This window comes from Acidovorax sp. JG5, from assembly GCF_017939685.1.
In the GTDB taxonomy this organism is placed as follows: domain Bacteria; phylum Pseudomonadota; class Gammaproteobacteria; order Burkholderiales; family Burkholderiaceae_C; genus Acidovorax.
Map to the genome: position 1 here is coordinate 29,526 of NZ_JAGKSE010000004.1, position 25,182 is coordinate 54,707.

21 protein-coding genes and 1 pseudogene are annotated in these 25,182 nt (G+C 64.9%); 7 read left to right on the forward strand and 15 right to left on the reverse strand.

The annotated features are described in order from the left end of the window. Positions 1-48: 48 nt before the first annotated feature. From bioD to J8G26_RS05990, 4 genes are all read right to left on the reverse strand, one after another. Positions 49-822, reverse strand: a complete 774-nt coding sequence (bioD, locus tag J8G26_RS05975; protein ID WP_210568277.1) for a dethiobiotin synthase — start codon at positions 820-822, stop codon at positions 49-51. Then, positions 819-2,036, reverse strand: coding sequence for an 8-amino-7-oxononanoate synthase (gene bioF / locus J8G26_RS05980; protein WP_210568278.1), 1,218 nt, complete (start codon positions 2,034-2,036; stop codon positions 819-821). Before bioF ends, bioD begins: the two co-directional genes overlap by 4 nt. Next, a complete protein-coding gene (gene bioA, locus J8G26_RS05985) occupies positions 2,026-3,345 on the reverse strand; it encodes an adenosylmethionine--8-amino-7-oxononanoate transaminase (RefSeq protein WP_210568279.1) in 1,320 nt (439 codons plus the stop codon). The genes bioF and bioA overlap by 11 nt, the downstream gene beginning before the upstream one ends. Before the next feature lie 254 nt (positions 3,346-3,599). Continuing rightward, positions 3,600-5,246, reverse strand: coding sequence for an acyl-CoA synthetase (locus tag J8G26_RS05990; RefSeq protein WP_210568280.1), 1,647 nt, complete (start codon positions 5,244-5,246; stop codon positions 3,600-3,602). 160 nt (positions 5,247-5,406) lie between these two features. Here J8G26_RS05990 and dnaG point away from each other — a divergent pair, with 160 nt between their 5' ends. Both dnaG and rpoD read left to right on the forward strand, forming a co-directional pair. Continuing rightward, positions 5,407-7,383: a DNA primase gene (gene dnaG / locus J8G26_RS05995; RefSeq protein ID WP_210568281.1), complete on the forward strand. Its 1,977-nt coding sequence runs from the start codon at positions 5,407-5,409 to the stop codon at positions 7,381-7,383. 263 nt (positions 7,384-7,646) lie between these two features. Next, on the forward strand, positions 7,647-10,019 hold the full coding sequence (rpoD, locus tag J8G26_RS06000) for an RNA polymerase sigma factor RpoD (RefSeq protein WP_087744623.1): 2,373 nt from the start codon (positions 7,647-7,649) through the stop codon (positions 10,017-10,019). Positions 10,020-10,197: 178 nt separating this feature from the next. Here the strand turns inward: rpoD and J8G26_RS06005 are convergent, their stop codons facing one another. The 3 genes from J8G26_RS06005 to J8G26_RS06015 all read right to left on the reverse strand — a co-directional run bounded on the left by J8G26_RS06005 (position 10,198) and on the right by J8G26_RS06015 (position 12,850). Beyond that, entirely contained in the window at positions 10,198-10,347 is a 150-nt protein-coding gene (locus tag J8G26_RS06005) for a hypothetical protein (protein WP_232476494.1), read from the reverse strand. A gap of 273 nt (positions 10,348-10,620) precedes the next feature. After that, positions 10,621-11,865: a CaiB/BaiF CoA-transferase family protein gene (locus J8G26_RS06010; protein WP_210568282.1), complete on the reverse strand. Its 1,245-nt coding sequence runs from the start codon at positions 11,863-11,865 to the stop codon at positions 10,621-10,623. A gap of 19 nt (positions 11,866-11,884) precedes the next feature. Continuing rightward, positions 11,885-12,850 carry a hydroxymethylglutaryl-CoA lyase gene (locus tag J8G26_RS06015; RefSeq protein WP_210568283.1) on the reverse strand — a complete coding sequence of 322 codons (966 nt, stop codon included), beginning with the start codon at positions 12,848-12,850 and terminating at the stop codon, positions 11,885-11,887. Positions 12,851-12,921: 71 nt separating this feature from the next. Between J8G26_RS06015 and J8G26_RS06020 the strand changes: the two are divergent. The 3 genes and pseudogenes from J8G26_RS06020 to J8G26_RS06030 form a co-directional block, all read left to right on the forward strand. After that, positions 12,922-13,098: pseudogene (locus J8G26_RS06020) on the forward strand (LysR family transcriptional regulator); the annotation flags it as partial. Between the two features lie 307 nt (positions 13,099-13,405). After that, a complete protein-coding gene (locus J8G26_RS06025; protein WP_005796313.1) occupies positions 13,406-13,711 on the forward strand; it encodes a winged helix-turn-helix transcriptional regulator in 306 nt (101 codons plus the stop codon). A 127-nt stretch (positions 13,712-13,838) separates the two neighbouring features. Further along, positions 13,839-14,195, forward strand: coding sequence for an FKBP-type peptidyl-prolyl cis-trans isomerase (locus tag J8G26_RS06030; RefSeq protein WP_210568284.1), 357 nt, complete (start codon positions 13,839-13,841; stop codon positions 14,193-14,195). Between the two features lie 109 nt (positions 14,196-14,304). On the opposite strand, the gene J8G26_RS06035 is transcribed toward J8G26_RS06030, so the two are convergent. The 4 genes from J8G26_RS06035 to ppsA form a co-directional block, all read right to left on the reverse strand. Then, a complete protein-coding gene (locus J8G26_RS06035) occupies positions 14,305-14,784 on the reverse strand; it encodes a hypothetical protein (RefSeq protein ID WP_210568285.1) in 480 nt (159 codons plus the stop codon). A 181-nt stretch (positions 14,785-14,965) separates the two neighbouring features. After that, complete coding sequence (locus J8G26_RS06040; RefSeq protein ID WP_087744612.1) at positions 14,966-17,065, reverse strand: VC_2705 family sodium/solute symporter; 2,100 nt, start codon at positions 17,063-17,065, stop codon at positions 14,966-14,968. Next, the gene (locus J8G26_RS06045) at positions 17,058-17,384 is read right to left on the reverse strand and encodes a DUF4212 domain-containing protein (protein ID WP_087744610.1); all 327 of its coding nucleotides are present in this window, start codon (positions 17,382-17,384) and stop codon (positions 17,058-17,060) included. Before J8G26_RS06045 ends, J8G26_RS06040 begins: the two co-directional genes overlap by 8 nt. A 47-nt stretch (positions 17,385-17,431) precedes the next feature. Beyond that, a complete protein-coding gene (gene ppsA, locus J8G26_RS06050) occupies positions 17,432-19,822 on the reverse strand; it encodes a phosphoenolpyruvate synthase (protein ID WP_210568286.1) in 2,391 nt (796 codons plus the stop codon). Positions 19,823-20,013: 191 nt separating this feature from the next. Here ppsA and J8G26_RS06055 point away from each other — a divergent pair, with 191 nt between their 5' ends. After that, on the forward strand, positions 20,014-20,835 hold the full coding sequence (locus J8G26_RS06055) for a pyruvate, water dikinase regulatory protein (protein WP_210568287.1): 822 nt from the start codon (positions 20,014-20,016) through the stop codon (positions 20,833-20,835). Positions 20,836-21,089: 254 nt separating this feature from the next. Here J8G26_RS06055 and J8G26_RS06060 read toward each other — a convergent pair whose 3' ends face one another. From J8G26_RS06060 to ahpC, 4 genes are all read right to left on the reverse strand, one after another. After that, on the reverse strand, positions 21,090-21,491 hold the full coding sequence (locus tag J8G26_RS06060) for a type II toxin-antitoxin system VapC family toxin (RefSeq protein WP_246881263.1): 402 nt from the start codon (positions 21,489-21,491) through the stop codon (positions 21,090-21,092). An 84-nt stretch (positions 21,492-21,575) separates the two neighbouring features. Beyond that, the gene (locus J8G26_RS06065; RefSeq protein WP_246881264.1) at positions 21,576-21,761 is read right to left on the reverse strand and encodes a type II toxin-antitoxin system Phd/YefM family antitoxin; all 186 of its coding nucleotides are present in this window, start codon (positions 21,759-21,761) and stop codon (positions 21,576-21,578) included. 178 nt (positions 21,762-21,939) lie between these two features. Continuing rightward, positions 21,940-23,508: an alkyl hydroperoxide reductase subunit F gene (gene ahpF / locus J8G26_RS06070; protein ID WP_210568289.1), complete on the reverse strand. Its 1,569-nt coding sequence runs from the start codon at positions 23,506-23,508 to the stop codon at positions 21,940-21,942. Between the two features lie 170 nt (positions 23,509-23,678). Next, on the reverse strand, positions 23,679-24,242 hold the full coding sequence (gene ahpC / locus J8G26_RS06075; protein WP_210568290.1) for an alkyl hydroperoxide reductase subunit C: 564 nt from the start codon (positions 24,240-24,242) through the stop codon (positions 23,679-23,681). 212 nt (positions 24,243-24,454) lie between these two features. Between ahpC and bfr the strand changes: the two genes are divergently transcribed. Then, complete coding sequence (gene bfr, locus J8G26_RS06080; RefSeq protein WP_210568291.1) at positions 24,455-24,931, forward strand: bacterioferritin; 477 nt, start codon at positions 24,455-24,457, stop codon at positions 24,929-24,931. The last annotated feature ends 251 nt before the right edge of the window (positions 24,932-25,182 follow it).

Below are 25,182 nucleotides of genomic sequence, written 5' to 3' on the forward strand. Positions count from 1 at the left end.
AACGGCCATGGCTCTGTCAGCGCGTCGCAGTCCCGCTGCCCCCGCCCCCTATGCGGCTTGCAGCAACGCCAGCGCCTGCGGCAAATGGGCGGCAATGGCGGCGGGGTGCGGCTCTGGCAGGCGGGGCACATGGCCCAGGAAGGGCGCTTGCAGGCCGGCCTCCAGCGCAGCCAGGTTGTCCGCCACATGCGGCATGGCGGCATCGACGGTGTTGGCCACCCAGCCGGCCAGGCGCAGGCCGCGCGCACGCACGGCTTCGGCGGTGAGCAGCGCATGGTTGATGCAGCCCAGGCGCAGGCCCACCACCAGCACCACCGGCAGCCCCAGGTCCACCGCCAGGTCGGCGGTGTCCCAGCCCGGAATGAGCGGCACGCGAAAGCCGCCCACGCCTTCGACGAACGCCATGTCGGCCCGCGCCGCCACGCCGCGCACGGCGGCCAGCAGCGTCTCGCGCACGATGGCGCGGCCCTCCAGGCGCGCGGCGATGTGCGGCGCGCAGGGCGTGCGCAGCTGCAGCGGGCCGACCTCGTCGTCGCGCAGGTCCATGTTGCTGGCCGCGCGCAGGCGCAGCACGTCTTCGTTGACCCAGCGGCCGTCCACGCAGTCCTGCCCCGCCGCCAGCGGCTTGATGGCGGCCGCGCGCAGGCCCGACTGCGCCGCCAGGTACGTGAGCGCGGCGGTGATGGCTGTCTTGCCGATCTCGGTGTCGGTGCCGGTGATGAAAAATGCCCCCCACGCTCCACCGCTTCGCGGGTCGCTGCCCCCCCGAGGGGGCTGCTTTCCATCTTGGGGCGGCCCGGCGATGAAAAAACCGCGTGTCATGCCAGCTCCTGCGCCGCATCGGCCAGTGCGGCCAGCAGGCGGTCGATGTCGGCCGCGCTGTGCGTGCCGCACAGGGTGATGCGCAGGCGCGCCGTGCCCGGGGCCACGGTGGGCGGGCGGATGGCTGGCACGCGCAGGCCGGCGCGGTCGAGGATGGCGGCCACCCGCAGCGCGGCGGCGTTTTCGCCAATGATGAGTGGCTGGATGGGCGTGTCCGACGCCACCAGCCGCCAGCCCAGGCGCGGATGGCGCGCCAGCAATTCGTCCACGCCAGCGCGCAGCTGCGCCTGCAGGCGCACCAGGTTGGCGCGGCGCTGCGCGCCCTCGTCGCCCGCCATCAGCGCCAGGCTTTGCAGCAGCGCATGGGCCACAGCGGGCGGCGCGGCGGTGGTGAAGATGTAGGCCCGCGCGGCCTGGATCAGGTATTGGATGACGGTGGGGTGCGCAGCCACGAAGGCCCCGGCCACACCAGCGGCCTTGCCCAGCGTGCCCACCATGATCAGCCGCTCGCTGCGCAGGCCAAAATGCGCCAGCGTGCCGCGCCCCTGCGGCCCCAGCACGCCAAAGCCATGGGCATCGTCCACCACCAGCCAGGCGTCGTGCCGTTCGGCCAGCGCCAGCAGGGCATCGAGCGGGGCCACGTCGCCATCCATGCTGAACACCGCATCGGTGACGATCAGCTTGATGCGGGCCGTGCACGCGCCCAGCAGCGCGTCAAGCTGCGCCACGTCGCAGTGGGCGTAGCGCTGCACCGGCGCCTTGGCCAGGCGCGCGCCGTCGATCAGCGAGGCGTGGTTGAGTTCTTCCGAAAAAATCACCGCATCGGCATCGCCCAGGGCCGTCAGCACCGCCAGGTTGGCCATGAAGCCGGTGCAAAAAAACAGCGCCTCGGCGTTCGGAATGGCGGGCGCCACCGTGGCCGCCAGGGCACGCTCCAGCGCCGCATGCGCACTCGAATGCCCGCTGATGAGGTGCGACGAGCCCGAGCCAGCGCCGTACAGGCGCGCGCCCTCGGCCAGCGCCTCGGCCAGCGCGGGGTGGGCGGCCAGGCCCAAATAGTCGTTGCTGCAGAACATCAGCAGCTCGCGCGATTGCCCATCGGCACCGCGCACGCGCTGCACCGGCGCGGTGGCGCTTTCGGCTTCGCGCAGCACGCGTGTCAGGTCCTTGGCGGCGATGGCCTGCAGTTTGTGGTTCAGGTGGTCAAGCAGCATGGTCGATTACCTCCGCCAGCGTGGCCATCACGGCCTGAAAAAGGAACTGCGCCGTGGGCGCATCGATGAGATAAGGCGGCATCAGGTAAACGGTGGCGCCGATGGGACGGATCAGCAGTTCGTGCGCACGGGCCGCCAGGTGAAAGCGCTCGGCAAACCGCTCACCAGGCTCGCGCACATCGAACGCCAGGATCATGCCGCGCTGGCGCAGGTGGTGCACGCGCGGGTCGGTGGCCAGCGGCGCGAAGGCCTCGGCCAGCAGCCGGGCCTGCACACGGTTCTTCTCCAGCACCTGGTCGGCGGCAAAGCGGTCGAGCACGGCATTGGCCGCCGCGCAGGCCAGGGCATTGCCGGTGTAGGAATGCGAGTGCAGAAAGCCGCGCCCCACCTGCTCGCTCCAGAAGCTCTGGTACACCGTTTCGGTGGTCAGCACCAGCGACAGCGGCAGCGTGCCGCCGCTGATGCCCTTGGACAGCGTGATGAAGTCGGGCCAGCCGCACGCGCCCTGTTCAAACGCAAAGAAGCTGCCGCTGCGCCCGCAGCCCACCGCGATCTCGTCGGCGATGAGGTGGATGTCGAACTCGTCGCACAAGGCTCGCACCGCGCGCAGGTACGAAGGCTCGTGCATCGCCATGCCGGCGGCGCACTGCACCAGCGGCTCGATGATGAGGGCGGCGACATGGCCGCGCCGCTCGGTCAGCACGCGGCGGAGGTCGGCCAGCGCGCGGGCCTCGGCGTCCGGGCCCTGGCGCGTGTCGGGCGAATCGACGATGTGAGCGCGCATCAGCAACGGGTCGTAGGCATCGCGGAACACCGCCACGTCGGTCACGGCCAGCGCGCCGATGGTTTCGCCGTGGTAGCCGTTGCGCAGGCAGACAAACTCGCGCTTGTCCGCCTGGCCCCGGTTGCACCACGAGTGAAAGCTCATCTTCAGCGCGATCTCGACGGCCGAGGCGCCGTCGCTGGCAAAGAAGGCGTGGCCCAGCGCGCCGCCAGTCAGGGCCGAGAGCTTTTCCGCCAACTCGACCGCGGGCGCATGGGTGCAACCGGCCAGCATCACATGGGGCAGGGTTTCGAGCTGCTGCGTGATGGCGGCGCGGATGCCGGCATCCGAGTGCCCGAACAGGTTGACCCACCAGGAGCTGTTGGCGTCGAAATAGCGCCGGCCTTCCAGATCGAAAAGCCAGGGGCCCTCGCCCCGGGCAATGGCCAGCGGCGGGGTGACGGCGGCGCGCGCCATCTGGGTGCAGGGGTGCCAGACCGCAGCCAGGCTGCGGGCAGCCAGTTCAGGGGAGTTCAGGGACTTCAATCAACAACTCACTCGCCCGGGCAACCGGGCACGGATGGAGGGCAGGCGCCACCCATGGGCGCAGGGGGATGAAAAACCGCGGCAAGTATCGCACCCGGTCTTCACGGTGCTTGCGCAGCGTGATCCGAGCACCCGGGCAGGCGGGGCAAAATTTGAACGAAATAGGGCTATAGCCCTTATGCATAAAGCGCTGACAGCTATATAAAAAAGAGCACCCAACGGTGCTCTTTGCGGGGTCGGCCGCGCTAACGTGGTCAGACGTTGATCGCCGTGGCCGAGCCGGCCTGCTTGCGCAGCTCGAACTTCTGGATCTTGCCCGTGGCGGTTTTGGGGATTTCGCCAAACACCACGGCGCGCGGCACCTTGAAGCCGGCCAGGTGCTTTTTGCAGTGCTGCACGATGTCATCGGCGGTGGTCTGCGCGCTGGCTTTCAACTCGACGAAGGCGCAGGGGGTTTCGCCCCACTTCGCGTCGGGCTTGGCCACCACGGCGGCGGCCAGCACGTCGGGATGGCGGTAGAGCACGTCTTCGACCTCGATGGACGAGATGTTCTCTCCACCCGAGATGATGATGTCCTTGCTACGGTCCTTGATCTTGATGTAGCCGTCGGGGTACTGCACGGCCAGATCACCGCTGTGGAACCAGCCGCCGGCAAAGGCTTCTTCGGTGGCCTTGGGGTTCTTGAGGTAACCCTTCATGGCGATGTTGCCCTGGAACATGATCTCGCCCATGGTTTCGCCGTCCCAGGGCACGGGCTGCAGGGTTTCGGGGTCGAGCACCCGGGCCGCGCGCTGCAGGTGGTAGCGCACGCCCTGGCGGGCATTGAGGCGGGCGCGCTCGCCGATGTCAAGGTCGTTCCACGCACCGTGCTGGGCGCACACCGTGGCGGGGCCATACACCTCGGTCAGGCCATAGACATGGGTCAGATCGAACCCCAGTTTTTCCATGCCCTCGATCATCGACGCGGGCGGCGCGGCACCGGCCACCATGGCTTTCACGCCCGAGGGCAGGCCCACTTTCAGGGCGGCGGGCGCGTTGACCAGCAGGCCGTGCACGATGGGCGCGCCGCAGTAGTGCGTGACGCCGTGGTTGCGGATGGCATCAAAAATCGCCTGCGCCTCCACCCGGCGCAGGCAGACGTTGACACCGGCGCGCGCCGCCACCGTCCACGGAAAACACCAGCCGTTGCAGTGGAACATGGGCAGCGTCCACAGATAGACGGCGTGCTTGGGCATGTCCCACTCCAGCACGTTGCTGATGGCGTTGGTGGCCGCGCCCCGGTGGTGGTAGACCACGCCCTTGGGGTTGCCGGTGGTGCCGGACGTGTAGTTGAGGGCAATGGCGTCCCATTCGTCGGCGGGCAGCTGCCAGGCGAATTGCGGGTCGCCGCCGGCCAGAAATTCTTCATAAGTGCGCTGACCCAGGCGCTGGCTGGCGGGGCCATACAGCGCGTCTTCCACATCAATCAGCAGCAGCGGCGCCTGGCTCTGGCGCAGCGCCAGGGCCTTGGCCAGGGTGGGCGCGAACTCCGGGTCCACGATCACCGCCTTGGCCTCGCCGTGGTCGAGCATGAAGGCGATGGCCTCGGGGTCGAGCCGCGTGTTCAGCGCGTTGAGCACGGCGCCCGCCATGGGCACGCCAAAGTGCGCCTCCACCATGGGCGGCGTGTTGGGCAGCATCACTGCCACGGTGTCGTTCTTGCCGATGCCCGAGCGTGCCAGCGCGCTGGCCAGCTGGCGGCAGCGCGCGTAGGTTTGCGCCCAGGTCTGGCGCAGATCACCGTGCACGATGGCCAGGCGGTCGGGGTAGACCTCGGCGGTGCGCTCGATGAAGCCCAGGGGCGACAGGGGCGCGAAGTTGGCCTCCGTGCGGGGCAGGTGCTGGTCGTAGATGCTGGTCATGGTGGGCTCTCCGATTCGGAACCCTCGCACTGTATCCGCCCCCTGATCGGCCGGCGCAGGGGAATGACCCGGAGACCACGAATATGGGCGCTATCGTGCGCGTGCGCAGCCGCAAAGCCGTGGGCTGAGGCGCGCGGGCTGGATCGTTCAAAATAGCCGGGTGTCCATCCCCCAATCTTTCATCCAGGAACTGCTCGCCCGCGTTGACGTGGTGGACATCGTGGGCCGCTACGTTCAGCTCAAGAAAGGCGGCGCCAATTTCATGGGGCTGTGCCCCTTTCATGGCGAGAAATCGCCCTCGTTCAGCGTCAGCCCCGCCAAGCAGTTCTATCACTGCTTTGGTTGCGGCAAGAACGGCAACGCCATCAGTTTTCTGATGGAGCACGCCGGCATGGGCTTCATCGAGGCCGTGCAGGACCTGGCCCAGCAGGTGGGCCTGCAGGTGCCCGACGATGACATTTCCCCCCAGGAGAAGGAACGCGCCGCCGCCGCCCGGCAAAAGCAGGCCACGCTGACCGATGTGCTCGAAAAAGCCGCCCACGCCTATCGCCAGCAGTTGCGCATATCGCCCCGCGCCGTGGCGTATTTCAAGGGCCGGGGCGTGTCGGGCGCGGTGGCCAAGCGCTATGGGCTGGGCTATGCCCCCGAAGGCTGGCGCAGCCTGGCCAGCGTTTTCCCGCACTACGACGACCCGCTGCTCGAAGAAAGCGGGCTGGTCATCGTGAACGACGAGGACGGCGGCAAACGCTACGACCGCTTCCGCGACCGGGTGATGTTCCCCATCCGCAATGTGAAGGGCGAGTGCATCGGCTTTGGCGGGCGCGTGCTGGGGGACGACAAGCCCAAATACCTCAATTCGCCGGAAACCCCGGTGTTCCACAAGGGCCGCGAGCTCTATGGCCTGTTCGAGGCGCGCACCGCCATCCGCGAGCAGGGCTTTGCGCTGGTCACCGAGGGCTACATGGACGTGGTGGCGCTGGCGCAGCTGGGTTTCCCGAACGCCGTGGCCACGCTGGGCACGGCCTGCACGCCCGAACATGTGCAAAAGCTGCTGCGCTTCACCGACGCCGTGGTCTTCAGTTTTGATGGCGACGCCGCCGGCCGCCGGGCAGCGCGCAAGGCGCTCGACGGCGCCCTGCCCCATGCCAGCGACACGCGCAGCATCAAGTTTCTGTTTCTGCCGCCCGAGCACGACCCCGACAGCTTTGTGCGCGCCCATGGCACCGACGCCTTTGCCCGCCACATTGGCGATGCCGTTCCGCTCAGCCGCTTCCTGGTTGACGCCGCTAGCGAGGGCTGCGACCTGGGCACGGCGGAGGGCCGCGCGCACATGGCCAGCAATGCCCGGCCGCTGTGGAGCGCCCTGCCCGAGGGCGTGCTGCGGCGCCAGGTGCTCAGCGAACTGGCCCAGCTGGCCCACCTGGACGCCCACGAGCTGTCCGACCTCTGGAGCAAAACCGCCGCCCAGGAGACCGCGCGCCACCCCGGCGCGAGCGCCCCGCAACGCCAGGCCGCCGCCCCGGCGGACGAGCCCCCGTGGGGCATGCCTGCCGAAGCCGGCTGGCAAACGCCCGGCGGCGGCGCATACGGCTCGCCCCAGAAGCCGCCCTATCGCAAAAGTGGCGACTGGAAGGGCGGCAGCTGGAAAAAGAAGGACGCCGCGCCCTGGCCGCCCCAGCCACGCCTGCCGCGCACGCCCACCGCCAGCCGCGCAGACCACGCCGCGCGGCTGCTGCTGTCGCACATGGCGTTTCTGGACGACCTGACGCACGACGACCAAGCCGCGCTGTGCGCCCTGCCCGCCCCGCATGGCCCGCTGTTCAGCTGGCTGGAAGGGCAGTTTCACGAGCACGGCCCGCTGGCCTGGGCCCTGCTGCGGGAAAGCCTGCGCGGTCACCCGTGTGAGGCCCTGGCGGTGAAAGTGATGACCGGCGCGCACGCGCAGACCGAGGGCGATCTGCACGAATTGCGGCTGGAGCTGCGCGATCTTCTGAACCGCATGCTGATCGAAGACATCAACGCCCAGCAAAAGGCCCTGATCCTGCTGGCGGCACAAGACCCCACGGCGCTGGAACGCTACCGCGCCCTGGAACAGCGGCGCAACGCGCTGCAGGGCATATTGCCGCGCACCCCTTGAAATCCCGTGCCGTCGGTATAATGTAGGGTTTTTCGGCAAGAGCGACAGCAGCACCTCCGAGCCGGGCCACGCATACAGCCGCGCACCTATGCGCTGATGGGCCCACTTATCGCAAGGACTGCACACCAAATGTTCGCCCAGACATCTTGCCCCTGAGGATCACTCCTCCAACTGCAGCAGCTTTGCTTTTGCAGTGCCACCCGCGCCGGGATCTGTGGCGCTTGCGTTTTCTTTGTGTCCGTTTTTGACTCCGAGGTTGTTCCATGCCTGCTCAAAAGTCCGCGAAGCCACTCAAGTCCGCTCCAGGCACTGCCGCAAAAGCTGTCTCCAAAACCGCTGCCAAAGCACCGGCCAAAGCCGCACCCGCCAGGGCTGCTGCCGCCGCCCCTGCCCCGGCTGCCAAGAAAGTGAAAAACGTGCCCGTGAAAAGTTCTGCCGAGTTGATCAAAGCTGCCGATGAATTGCTGAAAAAGAAGCCTGCCCGCGCTGCGGCGGCCCCGTCCGACGGCGACGAAGCCCCCAAAAAGCGCCCTGGCCGCCCCGCCAAGGCGGCCGGCACCGCCGAGGCCAAGGCCCCGGCCAAGCGCGGTCGCAAGCCCAAGGCGGGTGCCAGCGAAGCCAGCGGTGACGACGCAGACCTGTCCGACATCGAAGCCGACCTCGAAGGCGAAGTCGAGCCAGAAGCAGAAGCCGCCACCCCCACGGCCGAGAAGGTCAAGCCCCTGCGCATGAAGATCAGCAAGGCGAAAGAACGCGCCTTGATGAAGGAATTCGGCCTGGACGAAACCGTCCTGTCGGAAGAAGACATGGCCAAGCGCCGTGCGCGCCTGAAGACCCTGATCAAGCTGGGCAAGACGCGCGGCTACCTCACGCACGTTGAAATCTCCGACCACTTGCCCGACAAGCTGGTCGATGCCGAAACCCTCGAAGCCGTCATCACCACGCTGAACGACCTGGGCGTGGCGGTGTACGAGCAGACGCCCGATGCCGAGGCGCTGATCATCACCGACAACGCCCCCGCCGGCGCCACCGAGGAAGAAGCCGAAGAAGCCGCCGAAGCCGCCCTGTCCACCGTGGACAGCGAATTCGGCCGCACCACCGACCCCGTGCGCATGTACATGCGCGAAATGGGCACGGTCGAGCTGCTCACGCGCGAAGGCGAAATCGAAATCGCCAAGCGCATCGAAGGCGGCCTGATGGCCATGATGGAGGCGATCAGCGCATCGCCCGCCACCATTGCCGAGATCCTGAACATGGGCGAGGAAATCCGCGAGGGCAAGGTCGTCATTTCGACCATCGTGGACGGTTTCTCCAACCCCAACGAGGCCGACGACTATGTGGCCGAAGAAGACTTCGACGAATTCGACGAAGCCGACGATGACGACGGCAAGGGCGGCTCCAAGGCACTGACCAAAAAGCTCGAAGAACTCAAGAAGCAGGCGCTGGAGCGCTTTGACAAGCTGCGCGAGCTGTTCGAGACAGTCCACAAGATCTACGACAAGGAAGGCTACGGCACGCCCGCCTACGTGAAGGCCCAGGCCGCCCTGTCGGAAGAGCTGATGACCATCCGCTTCACGGCCAAGACCATCGAGAAACTGTGCGACATGGTGCGCGGCCAGGTCGATGATGTGCGCAAGAAAGAGCGCGAGCTGCGCCGCATCATCGTGGACAAGTGCGGCATGCCCCAGGAAACCTTCATCAAGGACTTTCCGCCCAACCTGCTCAACCTCAAGTGGGTGGAAAAGCAGGCTGCGGCCGGCAAGCCCTGGTCGGCCATCATGGCACGCAACATTCCGCCCATCCAGGATCTGCAGCAAAAGCTGACCGACCTGCAATCGCGTGTGGTCGTGCCGCTGGCCGAGCTCAAGGGCATCAACAAGCGCATGAACGAGGGTGAATCGACCTCGCGCGATGCCAAGAAGGAAATGATCGAGGCCAACCTGCGCCTGGTGATCTCCATCGCCAAGAAGTACACCAACCGTGGCCTGCAGTTCCTCGACCTGATCCAGGAAGGCAACATCGGCCTGATGAAAGCGGTGGACAAGTTCGAATACCGCCGCGGCTACAAGTTCTCGACCTATGCAACGTGGTGGATCCGCCAGGCCATCACAAGGAGCATTGCCGACCAGGCGCGCACCATCCGCATCCCGGTGCACATGATCGAAACCATCAACAAGATGAACCGCATCAGCCGCCAGCACTTGCAGGAGTTCGGCTTTGAGCCCGATGCGTCCATCCTGGCGGCCAAGATGGAGATCCCCGAGGACAAGATCCGCAAGATCATGAAGATCGCCAAAGAGCCGATCTCGATGGAAACGCCCATCGGCGACGATGACGACAGCCACCTGGGCGATTTCATCGAGGACGGTGCCAACACCGCCCCCATCGAAGCCGCCATGCAGGCCGGCCTGCGCGACGTGGTCAAGGACATCCTCGACGGCCTCACGCCCCGCGAAGCCAAGGTGCTGCGCATGCGCTTTGGCATCGAGATGACCAGCGACCACACGCTGGAAGAAGTGGGCAAGCAGTTTGACGTGACCCGCGAGCGCATCCGCCAGATCGAAGCCAAGGCGCTGCGCAAGCTCAAGCACCCGAGCCGCTCGGACAAGCTGCGCAGCTTTATCGATTCGCTGTAAACCGCATCGCTCGGCCCCTGGCAACAGGGCCTGCCGCAGGCGCCCCAGCCACCCTCACGGTGCTGGGGCGTCGTGCTTTGGGGGAGACACGATGGAGCTCGGTTCTGTCAAAAAATTGCGCGAAATAGGCCTCAAGCGCTTGATGGATAAGCGCGACATGCTATTTAAAAATGAGCATTCAGTCCAGCTTGAGACCGGCCTGCTTCACCAGCCGGGCCATGCGGCTGGCTTCGCTGCGAAAGAAGGCAGCCGTGGCATCGGGCGGCGGGCTTTGCAACGGGTAGCCCTGTGCCAGCAATGTTCTTGAACACACTGGGGTTGACCACATGGTTGCTGGAGACCATGCCGAGCACCAAGCCGTCCTGGGGCGCCTTGTCTCCATCGTTGTCATTGGGTCGTTGTTCCATGGGCGCCGTGCGAAGCCCCCAAACCGGAGCGCTCAGAGGCTGAGCGTTTTTCGGCCGTGCCCGAAAGGCGCGTCAAAACGCGCCGGGTCTAGGCGCAAAACACAGCCATAGCTCGGGCTATGGCGAGTATTTGCAACGACGAGCCGGTGTGTTTTGGCGTGCAAGGCGGGCATGGATCAAAGACTCTCAGCCTCTCAGGCCACGGCGCCTTGCGCCTGCAGGGCCTGCACCTGCTCAAGGCTGTAGCCCAGCTGCTCCATGAGTTCGGCGGTGTGCTGGCCCAGCACCGGGGGCTGCAGCCGCACACCCAGCCGCTGGCCATCCATGCGCAAGGGGAACAGCGTGGTGCGCGCGGTCTGGCCGGCGCGCTCGCCATCGGGCAGCGTGATGTCGGCCAGGCCGCCGGTGGCGTTGAGGTGCGGGTCGTCAAACAGCTGCTCGGGCCGCAGGATGGGTGCAAAGGGCAAGCCATTTTTCTCGAAGATAGCGGCCAGCTCGGCAGCGCTGTGACGGGCCAGCCGCTGGCGCAGTTCGGGCAGCATCGTGGCCCGCGCGCGCACCCGGTCGTTGTTGGTGGCCAGCAGCGGGTCGGCCTTGAGGTCGGCATAGCCCATGGCATCGCAGAAGGTGATCCACTGCGCATCGCTCACAGCGGCCAGAAAAATCTGCTCGCCATCCTTCACACTGAACACGTCGTACAGCGCCCAGGACGAGATGCGGTCGGGCATGGGCGCGGCGGGCTGGCCGGTGACGGCGAACTGCATCATGTGCTGGCCCACCAGAAACACGTTGTTCTCGAACAGGGCCGAATCCACCTCTTGCCCGCGCCCGGTGATGCCGCGCTGCATCAGTGCCGCCATGGCCCCGATGGCGCCAAACATGCCGCCCATGATGTCGTTCACGCTGGTGCCCGCGCGCAGCGGGTCGCCGGGGCGGCCGGTCATGTAGGCCAGGCCGCCCATCATCTGCACCACCTCGTCGAGCGCGGTGCGGTGCTCGTAGGGGCCGGGCAGAAAACCGGTGTGGTTCACATAGATCAGGCGCGGATTGAGCGGGCTGAGCGCGGCGTAGTCGAGGCCGTATTTGCCCATCACGCCGGGTTTGAAGTTCTGCGCCACCACGTCGGCCGAGGCTGCCAGCCGGCGCGCCACCTCCAGCCCATCGGGGCTGCGCAGGTCGAGCGCAATGCTCTTCTTGTTGCGGTTGAACATGGGGAAAAAGCCCGCGCCTGCGCCCAGCAGGTGGCGCGTGCGGTCGCCATCCACCGGTTCGACCTTGATGACTTCGGCCCCCAGATCGGCCAGCACCATGCCGCAGGTGGGGCCCATGACCATGTGGGTGAACTCCACCACGCGCAAGCCCGCCAGGGGCAAGGAGCGCGATGCGGGATCGGGGGTGGCAGAAGAAGCAGGGGCAAAAGAAGCAGGGGCAGAAGTCATGGGGCTCACGATAAGGGATTCAGAGGGGCCAAGCTGCCACGCCAGCGGGCACACAGGCAGCAGCGGCCGCCTGCGGTTTGGGCAAGCCGGCCTGCCACAGCGTGCCATGCAAGGTTTCACCGGCCAGCCAGCCGGCCACGCGCTGGCGCAGGGCCAGCAGCGCGGGCACATCAAGGCCGGTGTGGACGCCCATGCGTTCGAGCATGAAGACCAGGTCTTCGGTAGCCACGTTGCCACTGGCGCCGGGGGCATGCGGGCAGCCGCCAATGCCGGCCAGACAGGCATCGAAGCGCTCGATGCCGGTCTGCCAGGCCGCATAGGCATTGGCCAGCCCCATGCCACGGGTGTCGTGAAAGTGGGCGCACCACAGGCACTCACCCACCAGGGCGCGGGCTTTTTCAAACAGGCGCTGCACGCTGGCCGGGTCGGCATAACCCACGGTGTCGGCCAGGCTCACGCGGTCGGCGCCGGCGTCGAGCAAGGCCTGCATCAGGCGCAGCACCTCGCTCTCGGCCACTTCGCCTTGCAGCGTGCAGCCAAAGGCCGTGCCCACACCGCCCTCGATCAGGGTCTTGCGACCCAAGGCGTCGCGCTGGGCACGGATGCGCGCCACCTCGGCCACTACCTCGTCGGGCGTCTTGCGCAAGTTGGCCAGGCTGTGGGCGTGGCTGGCCGACAGCGGCACGATCATCAAGTCGGCCCCGCACTCCAACGCCCGCTCGGCGCCCTTGAAGTTGGGCACCAGCACCGAGGCGAACAACCCAGGCAGGGTTTTGGCATGGGCCAGCACCTCGGCGGTGTCGGCCAGCTGCGGCAGCAGACGCGCGGGCACGAACGAGCCCACCTCGATCTCGCGCTGGCCAGCGGCGTAGGCCGCATCGATCCATTCCAGTTTGCGCTCGGTGGGCAGCACGGTGGCAATGCTCTGCAAGCCGTCGCGCAAACCGACCTCGCGGACAACAGCCCGCGAGGGGCCGCGAACCAATGGCGGGGGGGGATGACGGGGCGTGGCTCACGGAATGTCTCCAGGGTGCGTTTGCCCGATTTTAGAAATTCCCGCGCGAAGTGGCCGAGCCTTTTGCCCTGACGGCGCCGGTACGCATCGTCCCCCTGAGCGATGCCTGGGCCCAGCGGCGCTTTGCCGTGTGCTTTCGCAGCAGCCATGCGCTACCGCCCTGCGCGCGGCTGCTGGTGGACCACCTGGCACGCGCCGGTCTGCCTGCTGGCGGCTGAGACGTGTTCACGGTCTGAGCAGCGCCAGCTGGCACAGCCCTGGGAAACCCCGAAAAAATGCCTCTTGCAGGCACTGATGGGTGCGCTGAAAGTGCCCTTCCCGACATCCATCGCGTTCGTGGCCCGCATGCAACACTTTGAATTGATTTAGGGCTTTTTAAGAGTCAGGCGCATGTGTACCGTACCTTAAGAGCTACCAAACTTGTAGCAAAACAGGTTCCGCGCTATAGTCGCAGCGCCCCTCGGACATGGTGCCTGTGGCGCCACCCCGAACTTTGACCCAACACTCGCGCGAGGAGAAGCATCCATGAGCTCCAAAGAAAATGCCGCCATCAACCAGCTGTTTGAACGGCTCGAATGCCGTTACGCACTGCGCGTGCTCTGGGCCCTGCGCGATGGCCATCCCCAGACCTTCCGGCTGCTGCAAGACAGCGTCGGCGGCATCACACCCAACACGCTGAACACCCGCATCAAGGAATTGCGCGAGGCCGGCTTTGTCGACCATGGCAGTGACGGCTACACCGTCACCCCCTCGGGCTCCGACCTGCTCAAGCGCCTGAGCGACGTGCAAGCTTTCGCCACACGCTGGGTGGCTGGCCGCGCCAAGAAATAAAAAGCGGCACGCCGTGCCTGCACCGGCCCCGCCCGGGATGCCGGATAAAATCTTTATCTAAATAGCTTCTAGCGCGCTACAGTAAAGCGCCAGAAGCTATATTTTTAATAGCAATCAAGGAATTCCCATGGCATTGACCACCACCGCATCCGGCCTGCAATACGAAGACACCAACGTGGGCGATGGCGCTGAAGCCACCAAGGGCAGCCAGGTAACGGTGCATTACACCGGCTGGCTCTACAACAACGGCGAACAAGGCGCCAAGTTCGACTCCAGCCGCGATCGCAACGACCCCTTCGCTTTCTCGCTGGGCGCTGGCATGGTCATCAAGGGCTGGGACGAAGGTGTGCAAGGCATGAAGATCGGCGGCCAGCGCACCCTGATCATCCCGGCGGCATTGGGCTATGGCGCGCGCGGCGCCGGTGGCGTGATTCCCCCGAACGCCACGCTGAAGTTCGATGTGGAATTGCTGGGCGTGCGCTGAAACAGCACCCCACCCTTCCTTTTCAGCAAGCGGCCTGCGGGGCCGCTTTTTTGTTTTTTGATCCCGCCTGGTTGAAACCAGGCCAGCGGGCCAGCCAAGAAATACAGCGTCAGCTGAACAAGGCCTTTTCCAGTCGGGCGAATTTGGCATCGCCCACGGCATCCCTGATCTTCGGGGCCAAGGCCGCGAGGTCGTCAAAACTACCCGCACCTTCCAGGGCCAGATTCAGGCGAAAGCCACGCAAACCCAAGCCAGAGGTCAGCTCGGTGGCGATGAGATAGGCGCTCTGGTAGCGCTCCACGTCCGACCGACCGCTGATCTCTTCCGACAGCTCCAGCGACGACAAACCATCACCCCCACCCGTTGACAAGCGCGCAGCAGTCTGCCCGGCAGCAGGCGCCAGCAAACCCCGCACCAGCATGGCCTGCACGTCGTCCTGCGTGATCCCCATCGCAGCGGTGGCTGCAAGCACTTCGGCGGTCGATCGTTTGCCATCAAACAGAATGAATGCCGTACGCTGGCGGGACGTCAACCCCCGTTGCCGATCCTTGAGCGCCTCTTGTCCGGCTTGCGTCTTGACCAGTAACATGTTCCTACTCCAAAAGTGGGAGCTACGCGGCACCAGCGGTGTACGCAACTTTTCGAAACAGTCTCGCAGGTATGCCGGGCGCTGGGTATTCGGGTTTTTCCACATCACCCAAGTCAGAACGCCTTGACAAACCTGCCGTGGCCAGCCGGTCACTCCTTCACCGAGCCAACGCAGCAGGCGCTCACATCTCGGAGCGCACCCGGGGCAGCGCGGGCGCCGGCCGGGTGATGCGGCTCACCACGGCGGCCACGATCAGCCCCACCGGCACTCCGAACACCCCTGCAGAAATGGGCTGAATGCCGAACCACAGGCCATCCGCCAGCAGCCAGCCCGCCCAGGCGCGCAAGACCGGCGTATGGGAAAGCATGTAGTACACCGCAACGCCCAGCCCCGCCAGCATGCCCGCCACGGCCCCCTGGCGCGTGGTGCCGCGCCAGAAAATGCCCAGCACCATCACCGGCACAAAGGCCGACGCGGCGAGGGAAAACGACGCCGACACCAGCGGCAAAATCTCGGCCGGCTTGAGCGCGGCCACGAATGCCGCCGCCAGCGCCACGGCCAGCAAGGTGAACTTGGTCAGAATCACGCGCTGCTCGGGCGACGCCTCCCGCGGACCACCGCGGTAATAGAGGTCGCGCACCAGCGCATTGCTGATGGTCAGCAGCAGCCCGTCGGCCGTGGACAACGCCGCCGCCAGCCCGCCCGCGGCCACCAGGCCCGAGACCACGTAAGGCAAGCCCCCCAGCTCTGGCGTGGCCAGCATGATGAGGTCGGCGCCCAAGCGGATCTCGCCAAACTGCACCAGGCCGTCGCCATTCACATCCTCCACCGACAGCAGCGAGGCGTCCACCCGGGCCCATTGGGCCATCCAGTGGGGCAGGTTCTCGAAACTGCTGCCCACCAGGTTCTGCATGACCTCGAACTTCACCAGCACCGCCAGCGCCGGCGCGCTGAGGTACAGCAAGGCGATGAAAAACAGCGACCACGCCACCGAAGACCGCGCCGCAGCCACCGAGGGTGCGGTGTAGTAACGGGTCAGCAGATGCGGCAGCCCCGCCGTGCCCACCATCAGGCAGAACATGAGCGCCAGAAAATTGCGCCGCGTCAGCTCGTACTCCTGCCGCTCATGGGGCGTGCCGTCAGGGTTGCCTGCGAAGGCCTGGCTGTGCAGCGGCAGGCCGCCCAGGGGCTTGGCTCGTTCGTAGTTCTCGCGCATTTCGCGCGTCCAGCGCTCGCGTGCGGATGCCGCATCCCTGGGCAGCGCAACCAGCTCGCGGCTGGCGGAAACGATGAGGCCCACATCGGCATTCTGGGCGCGCAGAGTGCGGACGCGTTCGCGCCCCTTCTCGCGCTCGCGTTCGAGTGCGCCTTCCACGTCCTGCAGGCGCGCCTCATAGTCCTGAGCGCGCCGCAGGTAGGCCCCCACCACCTGGTGCTCTGCCGGCGAATCGAGCAAATGCTCTTCCAGATCGGCAATTTTGCTCAGTTGCGTGCCATAAACCAGGGGCGCCAGCGGATTGCCCAGCTGTTTGTAGGCCAGCCACGACACCGGAATCAGAAACGCCAGCAGCAGCACCACATACTGCGCCACCTGCGTCCAGGTGATCGCGCGCATGCCCCCGAGGAACGAGCACAGCAGCACGCCGCCCAGCCCCAGCATGATGCCGATCTCGAACTGCACACCGGTCAGACGGGACGCAATCAGGCCCACGCCATAGATCTGGGCCACCACATAGGTGAAGGAGCACAGCACCGCCGCCAGCGCGGCAATGATGCGCGGCCAGCGTCCGCCAAAGCGCACATGAAAGAAGTCTGGCACCGTGTAGAGACCCATGGCACGCAGATGCGGGGCGATCAGCATCGCCACGAGGCAAAAGCCGCCGGTCCAGCCCAGCAGGTAGGCCAGCCCGCCGGCCTGCCCACGGGCGCCAGAAAAACCCTGCAGATACAGCGCACCCGACAGGCTGATGAACGAGGCCGCGCTCATCCAGTCGGCTGCCGCCGCCATGCCGTTGTACATGGGCGGAATGCGGCGCCCCGCCACGTAATACTCTTCAGGATCGGTGGTGCGGCCATACACACCGATACCGGCATAGACCATCACCGTGAGAAACAGAAAGATCGGGCCGATCCAGTGCCGCGACAGCCCCTGCTGCTCGGCCCAGGCCATCAGTGCCAGAAACGCCACCACTCCCACCACATAAAGGGCAAAGATGCGGTGCAGGCGCCAAAGGTAGGCCTGGTCATCCGTTCCGTGGCCAGCAGCCCCGGGCTCAGCCATGGGGTTGGGCCTGTGCGGTGGCCAGCGCAGCAGTCGCCCGTGCGGCATCCTGGCGTTCAAACCGGTTCATGGCCCAGCAGTAGGCCACCACGATGGCAATGAACATCAACATGGCTCCCTGGGCGGCGATCCAGTAACCCAGGGGCCAGCCCGCCACGACGAACGCTTGCAGATCGCGGGCAAAGAACATGGCCACAAAAGACACCAGCGCCCACACCAGCAGTAGCCCCGCCTTGAGCCAGAGGTGGCGCACATCGTGCAGGTCGGGCGGGAAGGGGCCCGCCAGTTCGGGCTCGTGGTTTTTTGTCAGGGGCCGCATCCAGGGTGCTCACTACCGTGGGTTGGACAAGGGCGGCCCCTGCGCACTCAGCGTGCGAGTTGCTGCCAAGTGGCGATCACGCTGTCGGGATTGAGCGAAATCGACGAGATGCCTTCCTTGGCCAGCCACTGCGCAAAGTCAGGGTGGTCGCTGGGGCCCTGGCCGCAGATGCCGATGTACTTGCCCTGCGCCAGGCAGGCCTTGATGGCCTGGTGGATCAGTGCTTCCACGGCCGGGTCGCGCTCGTCAAAGTCTTGCGCCAGCAGCTCCAGGCCCGAGTCGCGGTCCAGGCCCAGGGTGAGCTGGGTCAGGTCGTTGGAGCCGATCGAGAAGCCGTCGAAGAACTCCAGAAAGCGCTCGGCCAGGATGGCGTTGCTGGGCACTTCGCACATCATGATGACCTTGAGATCGTCCTTGCCACGCTGCAGGCCGTGCTGGGCCAGCAGCTTGGTCACGCGCTCGGCCTGGCCCAGCGTGCGCACAAAGGGCACCATCACCTGCACGTTGGTCAGGCCCATGTCGTTGCGCACGCGCTTCAAAGCCTCGCACTCCATGGCAAAGGCTTCGCCGAAGTCTGCGCTGATGTAGCGCGCCGCGCCGCGAAAGCCCAGCATCGGGTTTTCTTCCTCGGGCTCGTAGCGGCTGCCGCCAATCAGCTTGCGGTATTCATTGCTCTTGAAGTCCGACAGGCGCACGATGACGGGCTTGGGCCAGAAGGCGGCCGCGATGGTGGCCACGCCTTCGGCGACCTTGTCCACGTAAAAAGCGCGGGGCGATGCATGGCCGCGGGCCACCGACTCCACGGCCTTTTTCAGGTCGTTGTCGATGTTCGGATAATCGAGGATCGCCTTGGGGTGCACACCAATGTTGTTGTTGATGATGAACTCGAGCCGCGCCAGGCCCACGCCCTCGTTGGGCAGCTGGGCAAAGTCAAACGCCAGCTGGGGGTTGCCCACGTTCATCATGATCTTGGTTTGGATGGCGGGCATCTCGCCGCGCTGCACCTCGGTGACCTCGGTTTCGAGCAGGCCGTCGTAGATGCGGCCGGTGTCGCCTTCAGAGCAGCTTACCGTGACCAAGGTGCCGTCTTTCAGGCGCTCGGTCGCGTCGCCACAGCCCACCACGGCCGGGATGCCCAGCTCGCGCGCAATGATGGCGGCGTGGCAGGTGCGGCCACCGCGGTTGGTGACGATGGCGCTGGCGCGCTTCATCACGGGCTCCCAGTTGGGGTCGGTCATGTCGGTCACCAGCACGTCGCCGGGCTGCACCTTGTCCATCTCGGAAATGTTGTGCACCAGGCGCACAGGGCCGGTGCCGATCTTCTGGCCAATGGCACGGCCTTCGGCCAGCACGGCGCCCTGGCCCTTGAGCTTGTAGCGCAGCTCGGCCTGGCCCTTGGCCTGGCTCTTCACCGTTTCGGGGCGCGCCTGCAGGATGTAAAGCTGGCCGTCGGTGCCGTCCTTGCCCCACTCGATGTCCATGGGGCGGCCATAGTGCTGCTCGATGACCACGGCGTAGTGCGCCAGCAGTTCGACATCGGCATCGGTGAGCGAATAGCGGTTGCGCTGCTCGGTCGGCACGTCGATGGTCTTGATGAGCTTGCCCGAAGCGGCTTTTTCCTCGGGCGTGGCAAACACCATCTGGATCAGCTTGGAGCCGAGGTTGCGGCGGATCACGGCCTTCTTGCCGGCCTTGAGCATGGGCTTGTGCACATAGAACTCGTCGGGGTTCACGGCGCCCTGCACCACGGTTTCGCCCAGGCCGTAGCTGCTGGTGATAAAAACCACGTCTTCAAAGCCCGATTCGGTGTCGATGGTGAACATCACGCCGGCCGCGCCCAGGTCGGAGCGCACCATGCGCTGCACGCCGGCCGACAGGGCCACCACGTCGTGCGCAAAGCCCTTGTGCACGCGGTAGCTGATGGCGCGGTCGTTGTAGAGGCTGGCGAACACCTCTTTCATCTTGTGCAGCACCTCGTCAATGCCATGCACGTTCAAAAAGGTTTCCTGCTGGCCGGCAAAGGATGCGTCGGGCAGATCCTCGGCCGTGGCAGACGAGCGCACGGCAAAGCTGGCCTCGGGGTTGCCTTCGGACAGGGTGGCAAAGGCCTCGGCAATGGCCTTTTGCAGATCGGCCGGGAAAGGCTGGGCCTCGACCATGGCACGGATCTCGGCGCCCACGGCGGCCAGGGCGCGCACGTCTTCGGTGTCGAGCGCGGCCAGCTTGGCGCTGATCCGGTCGGCCAGGCCGTCGTGCGCCAAAAACGCGCGGAACGCATGGGCCGTGGTGGCAAAGCCCGTGGGCACGCGCACGCCGTGCGGCAGCTGCGAGATCATCTCGCCGAGGGAGGCGTTTTTGCCGCCTACCGACTCGACGTCGGTCATTCTCAGGTTTTCAAACGGAACGACCAAGGCGGTCGGGCTGAAAAGTGCAGACATGGGAAAGCTCCAGAAGTTAAAACCGGGTCTGCGCGCCCGCCCGCAAGGGGCAAGGGGCGAGCGGCCATGCACGGGCTGCAGCTTTGTGGTTGTGGTTGTCGGCCGACCGGGTGCATGGCGAGAATTGGATAATTGACACAATTGTAGGCTTGCCGCTGTGGCAACCGGCACACGCTCTTGAAAAGGCCCCCATGCACTCGCGCACCGTATTCTTTGTGTCAGACGGCACCGGCATCACCGCCGAAACATTCGGCAACGCCATCCTGGCCCAGTTCGAACTGGCACCGCGCCGCGTGCGCCTGCCGTTCGTGGACACCGAGGACAAGGCCCATCAGGCCGTGCGCCAGATCAACCACACCGCAGAGCTGGAGGGCAAAAAACCCATCGTTTTCACCACCCTGGTGAACATGGAAGTGCTCAAAGTCATCCAGGAGGGCTGCAAAGGCATGCTGCTGGACATGTTCGGCACCTTCGTGCACCCGCTGGAACAAGAGCTGGGAATCAAGTCGCACCACCGGGTGGGGCGCTTTTCGGATGTGAGCCGCAGCAAGGAATACACCGACCGCATCGAGGCCATCAACTTCAGCCTGGCGCACGACGACGGCCAGAGCCACCGCGACCTGGCCGGCGCCGACGTGATCCTGGTGGGCGTAAGCCGCAGCGGCAAAACCCCCACCAGCCTGTACCTGGCCATGCAGCACGGCCTGAAATCGGCCAACTACCCACTGATCCCCGAAGACTTTGACCGCCGCCAGCTGCCCCCCGCACTGATGCCCTTTCGCAAAAAAATCTTTGGCCTGACGATCAGCCCCGAGCGGCTGTCCGAAATCCGCACCGAGCGTCGGCCCGACTCGCGCTACGCCAGCCTGCAAAACTGCCGCCACGAAGTGGCCGAAGCCGAGGCCATGATGCGCCGCGCCGGCATCCGCTGGCTGTCCACCACCACCAAATCCATCGAAGAGATCGCTACCACCATCTTGCAAGAGCTGCAGCCGGACCGGTTGGTGTATTGAAGTGCGGGCGTAGCGTGGCATCAACGCCGGGCCAAGGTCTGCCCCCTTCAAAAGTGAACAATCCATGCGTAATGTGGTGAATCTCAGTTACCAACGGGTTGCCGAAATTTGCCTCATTTTTTATAGCTGCAAGCGCTTATTCCATAAGCACAAGAACCCAATTGAGCTTGAAACCCAAGACGGTGCACTGCTGCAGCGCAGATGATCAAACGCACCGACATCTCGGGGCGGCAACCGCCCGCGCGCCTGCCAACCTACGCAGGCACAAATGGATTGCAGACATCGAAGCCCAGCGCCTGAAAATTGACCACGTTGCGCCTAGCCACGGTCAGCCCATGCACCCGGGCCGTGGCGGTGATCATGGCGTCTTCATAAAGCACATCGGACTTTCGGTGCATCAGCCGCGCCCAGGCCCTGAAGGTGGCGACATCCATCGGCAAAACGTTGTAAGCCCCTGCCAACAGTTCCAGCCAGGCCTCGATTTCAGCGGCTTTGGCGGGGTTTTGTTCGCGCGTAATTTCAATGTCCGCCTGTATCTCGCCCAAGGTGACGGCGGACAGATACAGCTGCGCATCGTCTATCGCTTGCAGCCATGCCAGCACAGCACCATGCGGGCGCTGTTTGCGCAGCTCCGAGACCACACTCGTGTCCAGCAAGTCCGCGGCCGTCACTGTTGGGCCTCTGGCGTGCGACGTTGGGCCTGGCCACGGACGGGCACGATGAGATCGACGCGGGCCTGGTCAAACAGCAGCAGTTGCTTGAGCCGAGGGGCGTGCAGCCGATTGCAAGCGCCGCCACTCGGCCACCGGCACCAGCACGGCCGCCTCGGCGCCGCGCCGGGTGACCAATTGCGGCCCCTGCGTGAGGCACGCATCCAGAAACTCGCTAAACCGTGCTTTCGCATCCTGAACAGGCCATGTGTGCATGACAATCTTTCAACAAACCAGTTATCTGACTAGATTGATCATGTTGTTGAACCCTGTGAAATCCAATCCGCTCCTATGAAGAAAGCGGCGGTGCTGCTCCACACAGCCCCGCCGCTTTCAATTTGATAGCTGCTAACGCTTATTCCATAAGCGCTAGAGCCCGATACAACCTAAATACTCAAGCAGATACGCCGCTACGGATCAGGTGATCAAACGCGCTCAGCGCGGCCGTGGCGCCAGCGCCGGCGGCAATCACGATCTGCTTGTAAGGCACGGTGGTGCAGTCGCCGGCAGCAAACACGCCGGGCACATTGGTGTGGCCCCGGGCGTCGATCTCGATCTCGCCAAACTTGCTCAGGGCCACCGTGCCCTTGAGCCAGTCGGTGTTGGGCACCAGGCCGATCTGCACGAACACGCCTTCGAGCGGCACCAGGTGCTCATCGTTCGTGGCGCGGTCCTTGAATTTGAGGCCGTTCACCTTGCCATCGGCCCCCGGGATTTCGGTGGTCTGCGCATTGGTGTGGATGGTCACGTTGGGCAGGCTTTGCAGCTTGCTCACCAGCACGGCGTCGGCCTTGAGCTGGTCGGCAAATTCCACCAGCGTGACGTGCTGCACCAGGCCCGCCAGGTCAATGGCGGCCTCGACACCCGAGTTGCCACCGCCAATCACCGCCGTGCGCTTGCCCTTGAACAGCGGGCCGTCGCAATGCGGGCAATAGGCCACGCCCTTGTTCTTGTACTCGGCTTCGCCGGGCACGTTGACGTTGCGCCAGCGCGCGCCGGTGGACAAAATCACCGACTTTGCCTTCAGCGAGCCGCCGTTGGACAGCTTCACCTCGATCAGGCCGCCGGGCTCGGCGGCAGGAATCAGCGCTTGCGCCTGCTGCAGGTTCATGATGTCCACGTCATAGGCGCGGGTGTGGGCTTCGAGGGCGGCAGCAAACTTGGGTCCGTCGGTCTCCAGCACCGAGATGTAGTTTTCAATGCCCAGGGTATCGTTGACCTGGCCGCCGAAGCGCTCGGCGACCACGCCGGTGCGGATGCCCTTGCGGGCGGCATACACAGCGGCCGCAGCGCCTGCGGGGCCACCGCCAACAATCAGCACGTCATAGGGCGCCTTGGCCGAGAGCTTGGCGGCCTCTTTGGCGGCGGCGCCGGTGTCGAGCTTGGCCACGATTTCTTCGAGCAGCATGCGGCCCGAGCCGAACACTTCGCCATTCAGGAACACCATGGGCACGGCCATGACTTCGCGGCGGTTCACTTCCTCCTGGAAGGCGCCGCCTTCGATCACCGTGGTCTTGATGCGCGGGTTGCGGATGGCCATGAGGCTCAGCGCCTGCACCACGTCGGGGCAGTTGTGGCAGCTCAGGCTCATGTAAACCTCGAAGTTGAAATCGCCTTCGAGCGCGTCGATCTGGTCCAGAACGTCCTGTTCGGCCTTGGGCGGATGGCCGCCCGTCCACAGCAGCGCCAGCACGAGGGACGTGAATTCATGGCCCAGCGGCAGACCGGCAAAGCGCAGCTGGCTGGCGCTGCCCACGCGCTGCAGCGTGAACGAGGGCTTGCGCGCGTCGTTGCCGTCGGTGCGCAATGTGATCTTGTCGCTGCGCAGCGACTGGATAGTTTGCAACAGGTCCAGCATTTCGCGGGCGGTGTCGCTGTCGTTGAGGGATGCCACCAGCTCGAACGGCTGCTGCACGCGTTCCAGGTATGCCGAAAGTTGGGTCTTGAGTTGTTCGTCGAGCATGGTGGTGTCCTTGTAGATTGGAGTTGTGTGGATGTGCCTGGGGCGCTTGTAGCGCCCTGCGCACTGAATTTCGGGCGAAAAAAAGCCGGACGGCATGGCGCCAAGCGCCACAGCGTCGTCCGGCTGGGGAGCGCCACCAGGGGCGCTCTGCCGTGTTGCGGCTTGGTGGCTTAGATCTTGCCGACCAGATCCAGCGAGGGAGCGATGGTCTTGGAGCCTTCGTTCCACTTGGCGGGGCACACTTCGCCGGGGTGGGCAGCGGTGTACTGGGCGGCCTTGAGCTTGCGCAGGGTTTCCTTCACGTCGCGGGCGATTTCGTTGGAATGCACTTCCATGGTCTTGATCACGCCATCGGGGTTGATGATGAAGGTGCCGCGCAGTGCCAGGCCTTCTTCGTCGATGTGCACGTCAAAAGCGCGGGTCAGCTGGTGCGTTGGGTCGCCCACCAGCGGGAACTTGGCCTTGCCCACGGCGGGCGAGGTTTCGTGCCAGACCTTGTGCGAGAAATGCGTGTCGGTGGTGACGGCATAGACCTCGGCACCGGCCTTCTGGAACTCGGCGTAGTTGTCAGCGGCGTCTTCCACTTCGGTGGGGCAGTTGAAGGTGAAGGCTGCGGGCATGAAGATCACGACCGACCACTTGCCCTTGAGGGATTGTTCCGTCACGTCGATGAACTTGCCGTTGTGAAATGCCTGGGTCTTGAAAGGCTGGACTTGCGTGTTGATCAGGGACATTGCTGTTTCCTTTGGTGGTTGGTGAACTGAACAGGACTGAAGTTTAGGCTTTTTGAGCCCATCAATCTAATTGATTGAATTGATTGAATCAATTGAGCATTGCTATTTAATGACAGCGCCACAGACCGCTTTGCCCCCACAAGGGCTTGTGTTGCGCAAGCGGTGTAGGGCCGCGACAATCACAGCCGAACCAACACACCAAGGAAACCACCATGAAGGGTGACGCACAAGTCATTGGCCATCTGCAGGCCCAGCTCAAGAACGAACTCACGGCCATCAACCAGTATTTTTTGCACTACCGCATGCTCAAGCACTGGGGTTTCGACAAGCTGGCCAAGAAGGAATATTCCGAATCCATCGGTGAGATGAAGCACGCCGACTGGCTGATGGACCGCATTTTCATGCTCGACGGCCTGCCCAATCTGCAGGAGCTGGCCAAAATCCAGGTCGGTGAAGACGTTCCCGAGATCCTGGCCTGCGACCTGCGCTCAGAACAAGGCGCCCAGGCCACCATCAAGGACGGCATTGCCCATTGCGAAACCGTGCGCGACTATGTCTCGCGCGACCTGCTGCAAAAGATCCTGGACGACACCGAGGAGCACATCGACTTCCTCGAAACCCAGATCGACCTGATCGCCAAGGTGGGGCTGCAGAACTACCTGCAGTCGCAGATGGGCGAAGTGGAGTAACCCTAGAAACGGCAATTGACCGCTTTGCATCCTTGGCAAAGCCGCATGAAATCGACGCTGGATGGCTTCGATGGCGCTCACCGGGTGGATGAGAGCGCTATGCACCTGCCGTTTCTAACGGTAACGCGGCGACTGCATGGCTGATGCGGCGCGTCGATTTTTAAGTGTTTTAGGCCTCTAGCGCATACACAGCAAGCGCCAGTAGCTATTAAAAAAAGAGCATTTCTACAGCAGGGTGCCCGCCGTGGAGC

Excerpts from the sequence above, each read along its gene's own strand:
- J8G26_RS06030 (WP_210568284.1), top strand. The coding sequence starts at position 13,839 with ATGGCATTGACCACCACCGCATCCGGCCTGCAATACGAAGACACCAAC.
- bioD (WP_210568277.1), bottom strand. The coding sequence starts at position 822 with ATGACACGCGGTTTTTTCATCGCCGGGCCGCCCCAAGATGGAAAGCAG.
- J8G26_RS06065 (WP_246881264.1), bottom strand. The coding sequence starts at position 21,761 with ATGCACACATGGCCTGTTCAGGATGCGAAAGCACGGTTTAGCGAGTTT.
- J8G26_RS06035 (WP_210568285.1), bottom strand. The coding sequence starts at position 14,784 with ATGTTACTGGTCAAGACGCAAGCCGGACAAGAGGCGCTCAAGGATCGG.
- J8G26_RS05990 (WP_210568280.1), bottom strand. The coding sequence starts at position 5,246 with ATGACCAGCATCTACGACCAGCACCTGCCCCGCACGGAGGCCAACTTC.
- ahpC (WP_210568290.1), bottom strand. The coding sequence starts at position 24,242 with ATGTCCCTGATCAACACGCAAGTCCAGCCTTTCAAGACCCAGGCATTT.
- rpoD (WP_087744623.1), top strand. The coding sequence starts at position 7,647 with ATGCCTGCTCAAAAGTCCGCGAAGCCACTCAAGTCCGCTCCAGGCACT.
- ahpF (WP_210568289.1), bottom strand. The coding sequence starts at position 23,508 with ATGCTCGACGAACAACTCAAGACCCAACTTTCGGCATACCTGGAACGC.
- J8G26_RS06025 (WP_005796313.1), top strand. The coding sequence starts at position 13,406 with ATGAGCTCCAAAGAAAATGCCGCCATCAACCAGCTGTTTGAACGGCTC.
- J8G26_RS06045 (WP_087744610.1), bottom strand. The coding sequence starts at position 17,384 with ATGCGGCCCCTGACAAAAAACCACGAGCCCGAACTGGCGGGCCCCTTC.
- J8G26_RS06010 (WP_210568282.1), bottom strand. The coding sequence starts at position 11,865 with ATGACTTCTGCCCCTGCTTCTTTTGCCCCTGCTTCTTCTGCCACCCCC.
- J8G26_RS06005 (WP_232476494.1), bottom strand. The coding sequence starts at position 10,347 with ATGTGGTCAACCCCAGTGTGTTCAAGAACATTGCTGGCACAGGGCTAC.
- J8G26_RS06040 (WP_087744612.1), bottom strand. The coding sequence starts at position 17,065 with ATGGCTGAGCCCGGGGCTGCTGGCCACGGAACGGATGACCAGGCCTAC.
- ppsA (WP_210568286.1), bottom strand. The coding sequence starts at position 19,822 with ATGTCTGCACTTTTCAGCCCGACCGCCTTGGTCGTTCCGTTTGAAAAC.
- bioF (WP_210568278.1), bottom strand. The coding sequence starts at position 2,036 with ATGCTGCTTGACCACCTGAACCACAAACTGCAGGCCATCGCCGCCAAG.
- bfr (WP_210568291.1), top strand. The coding sequence starts at position 24,455 with ATGAAGGGTGACGCACAAGTCATTGGCCATCTGCAGGCCCAGCTCAAG.
- J8G26_RS06055 (WP_210568287.1), top strand. The coding sequence starts at position 20,014 with ATGCACTCGCGCACCGTATTCTTTGTGTCAGACGGCACCGGCATCACC.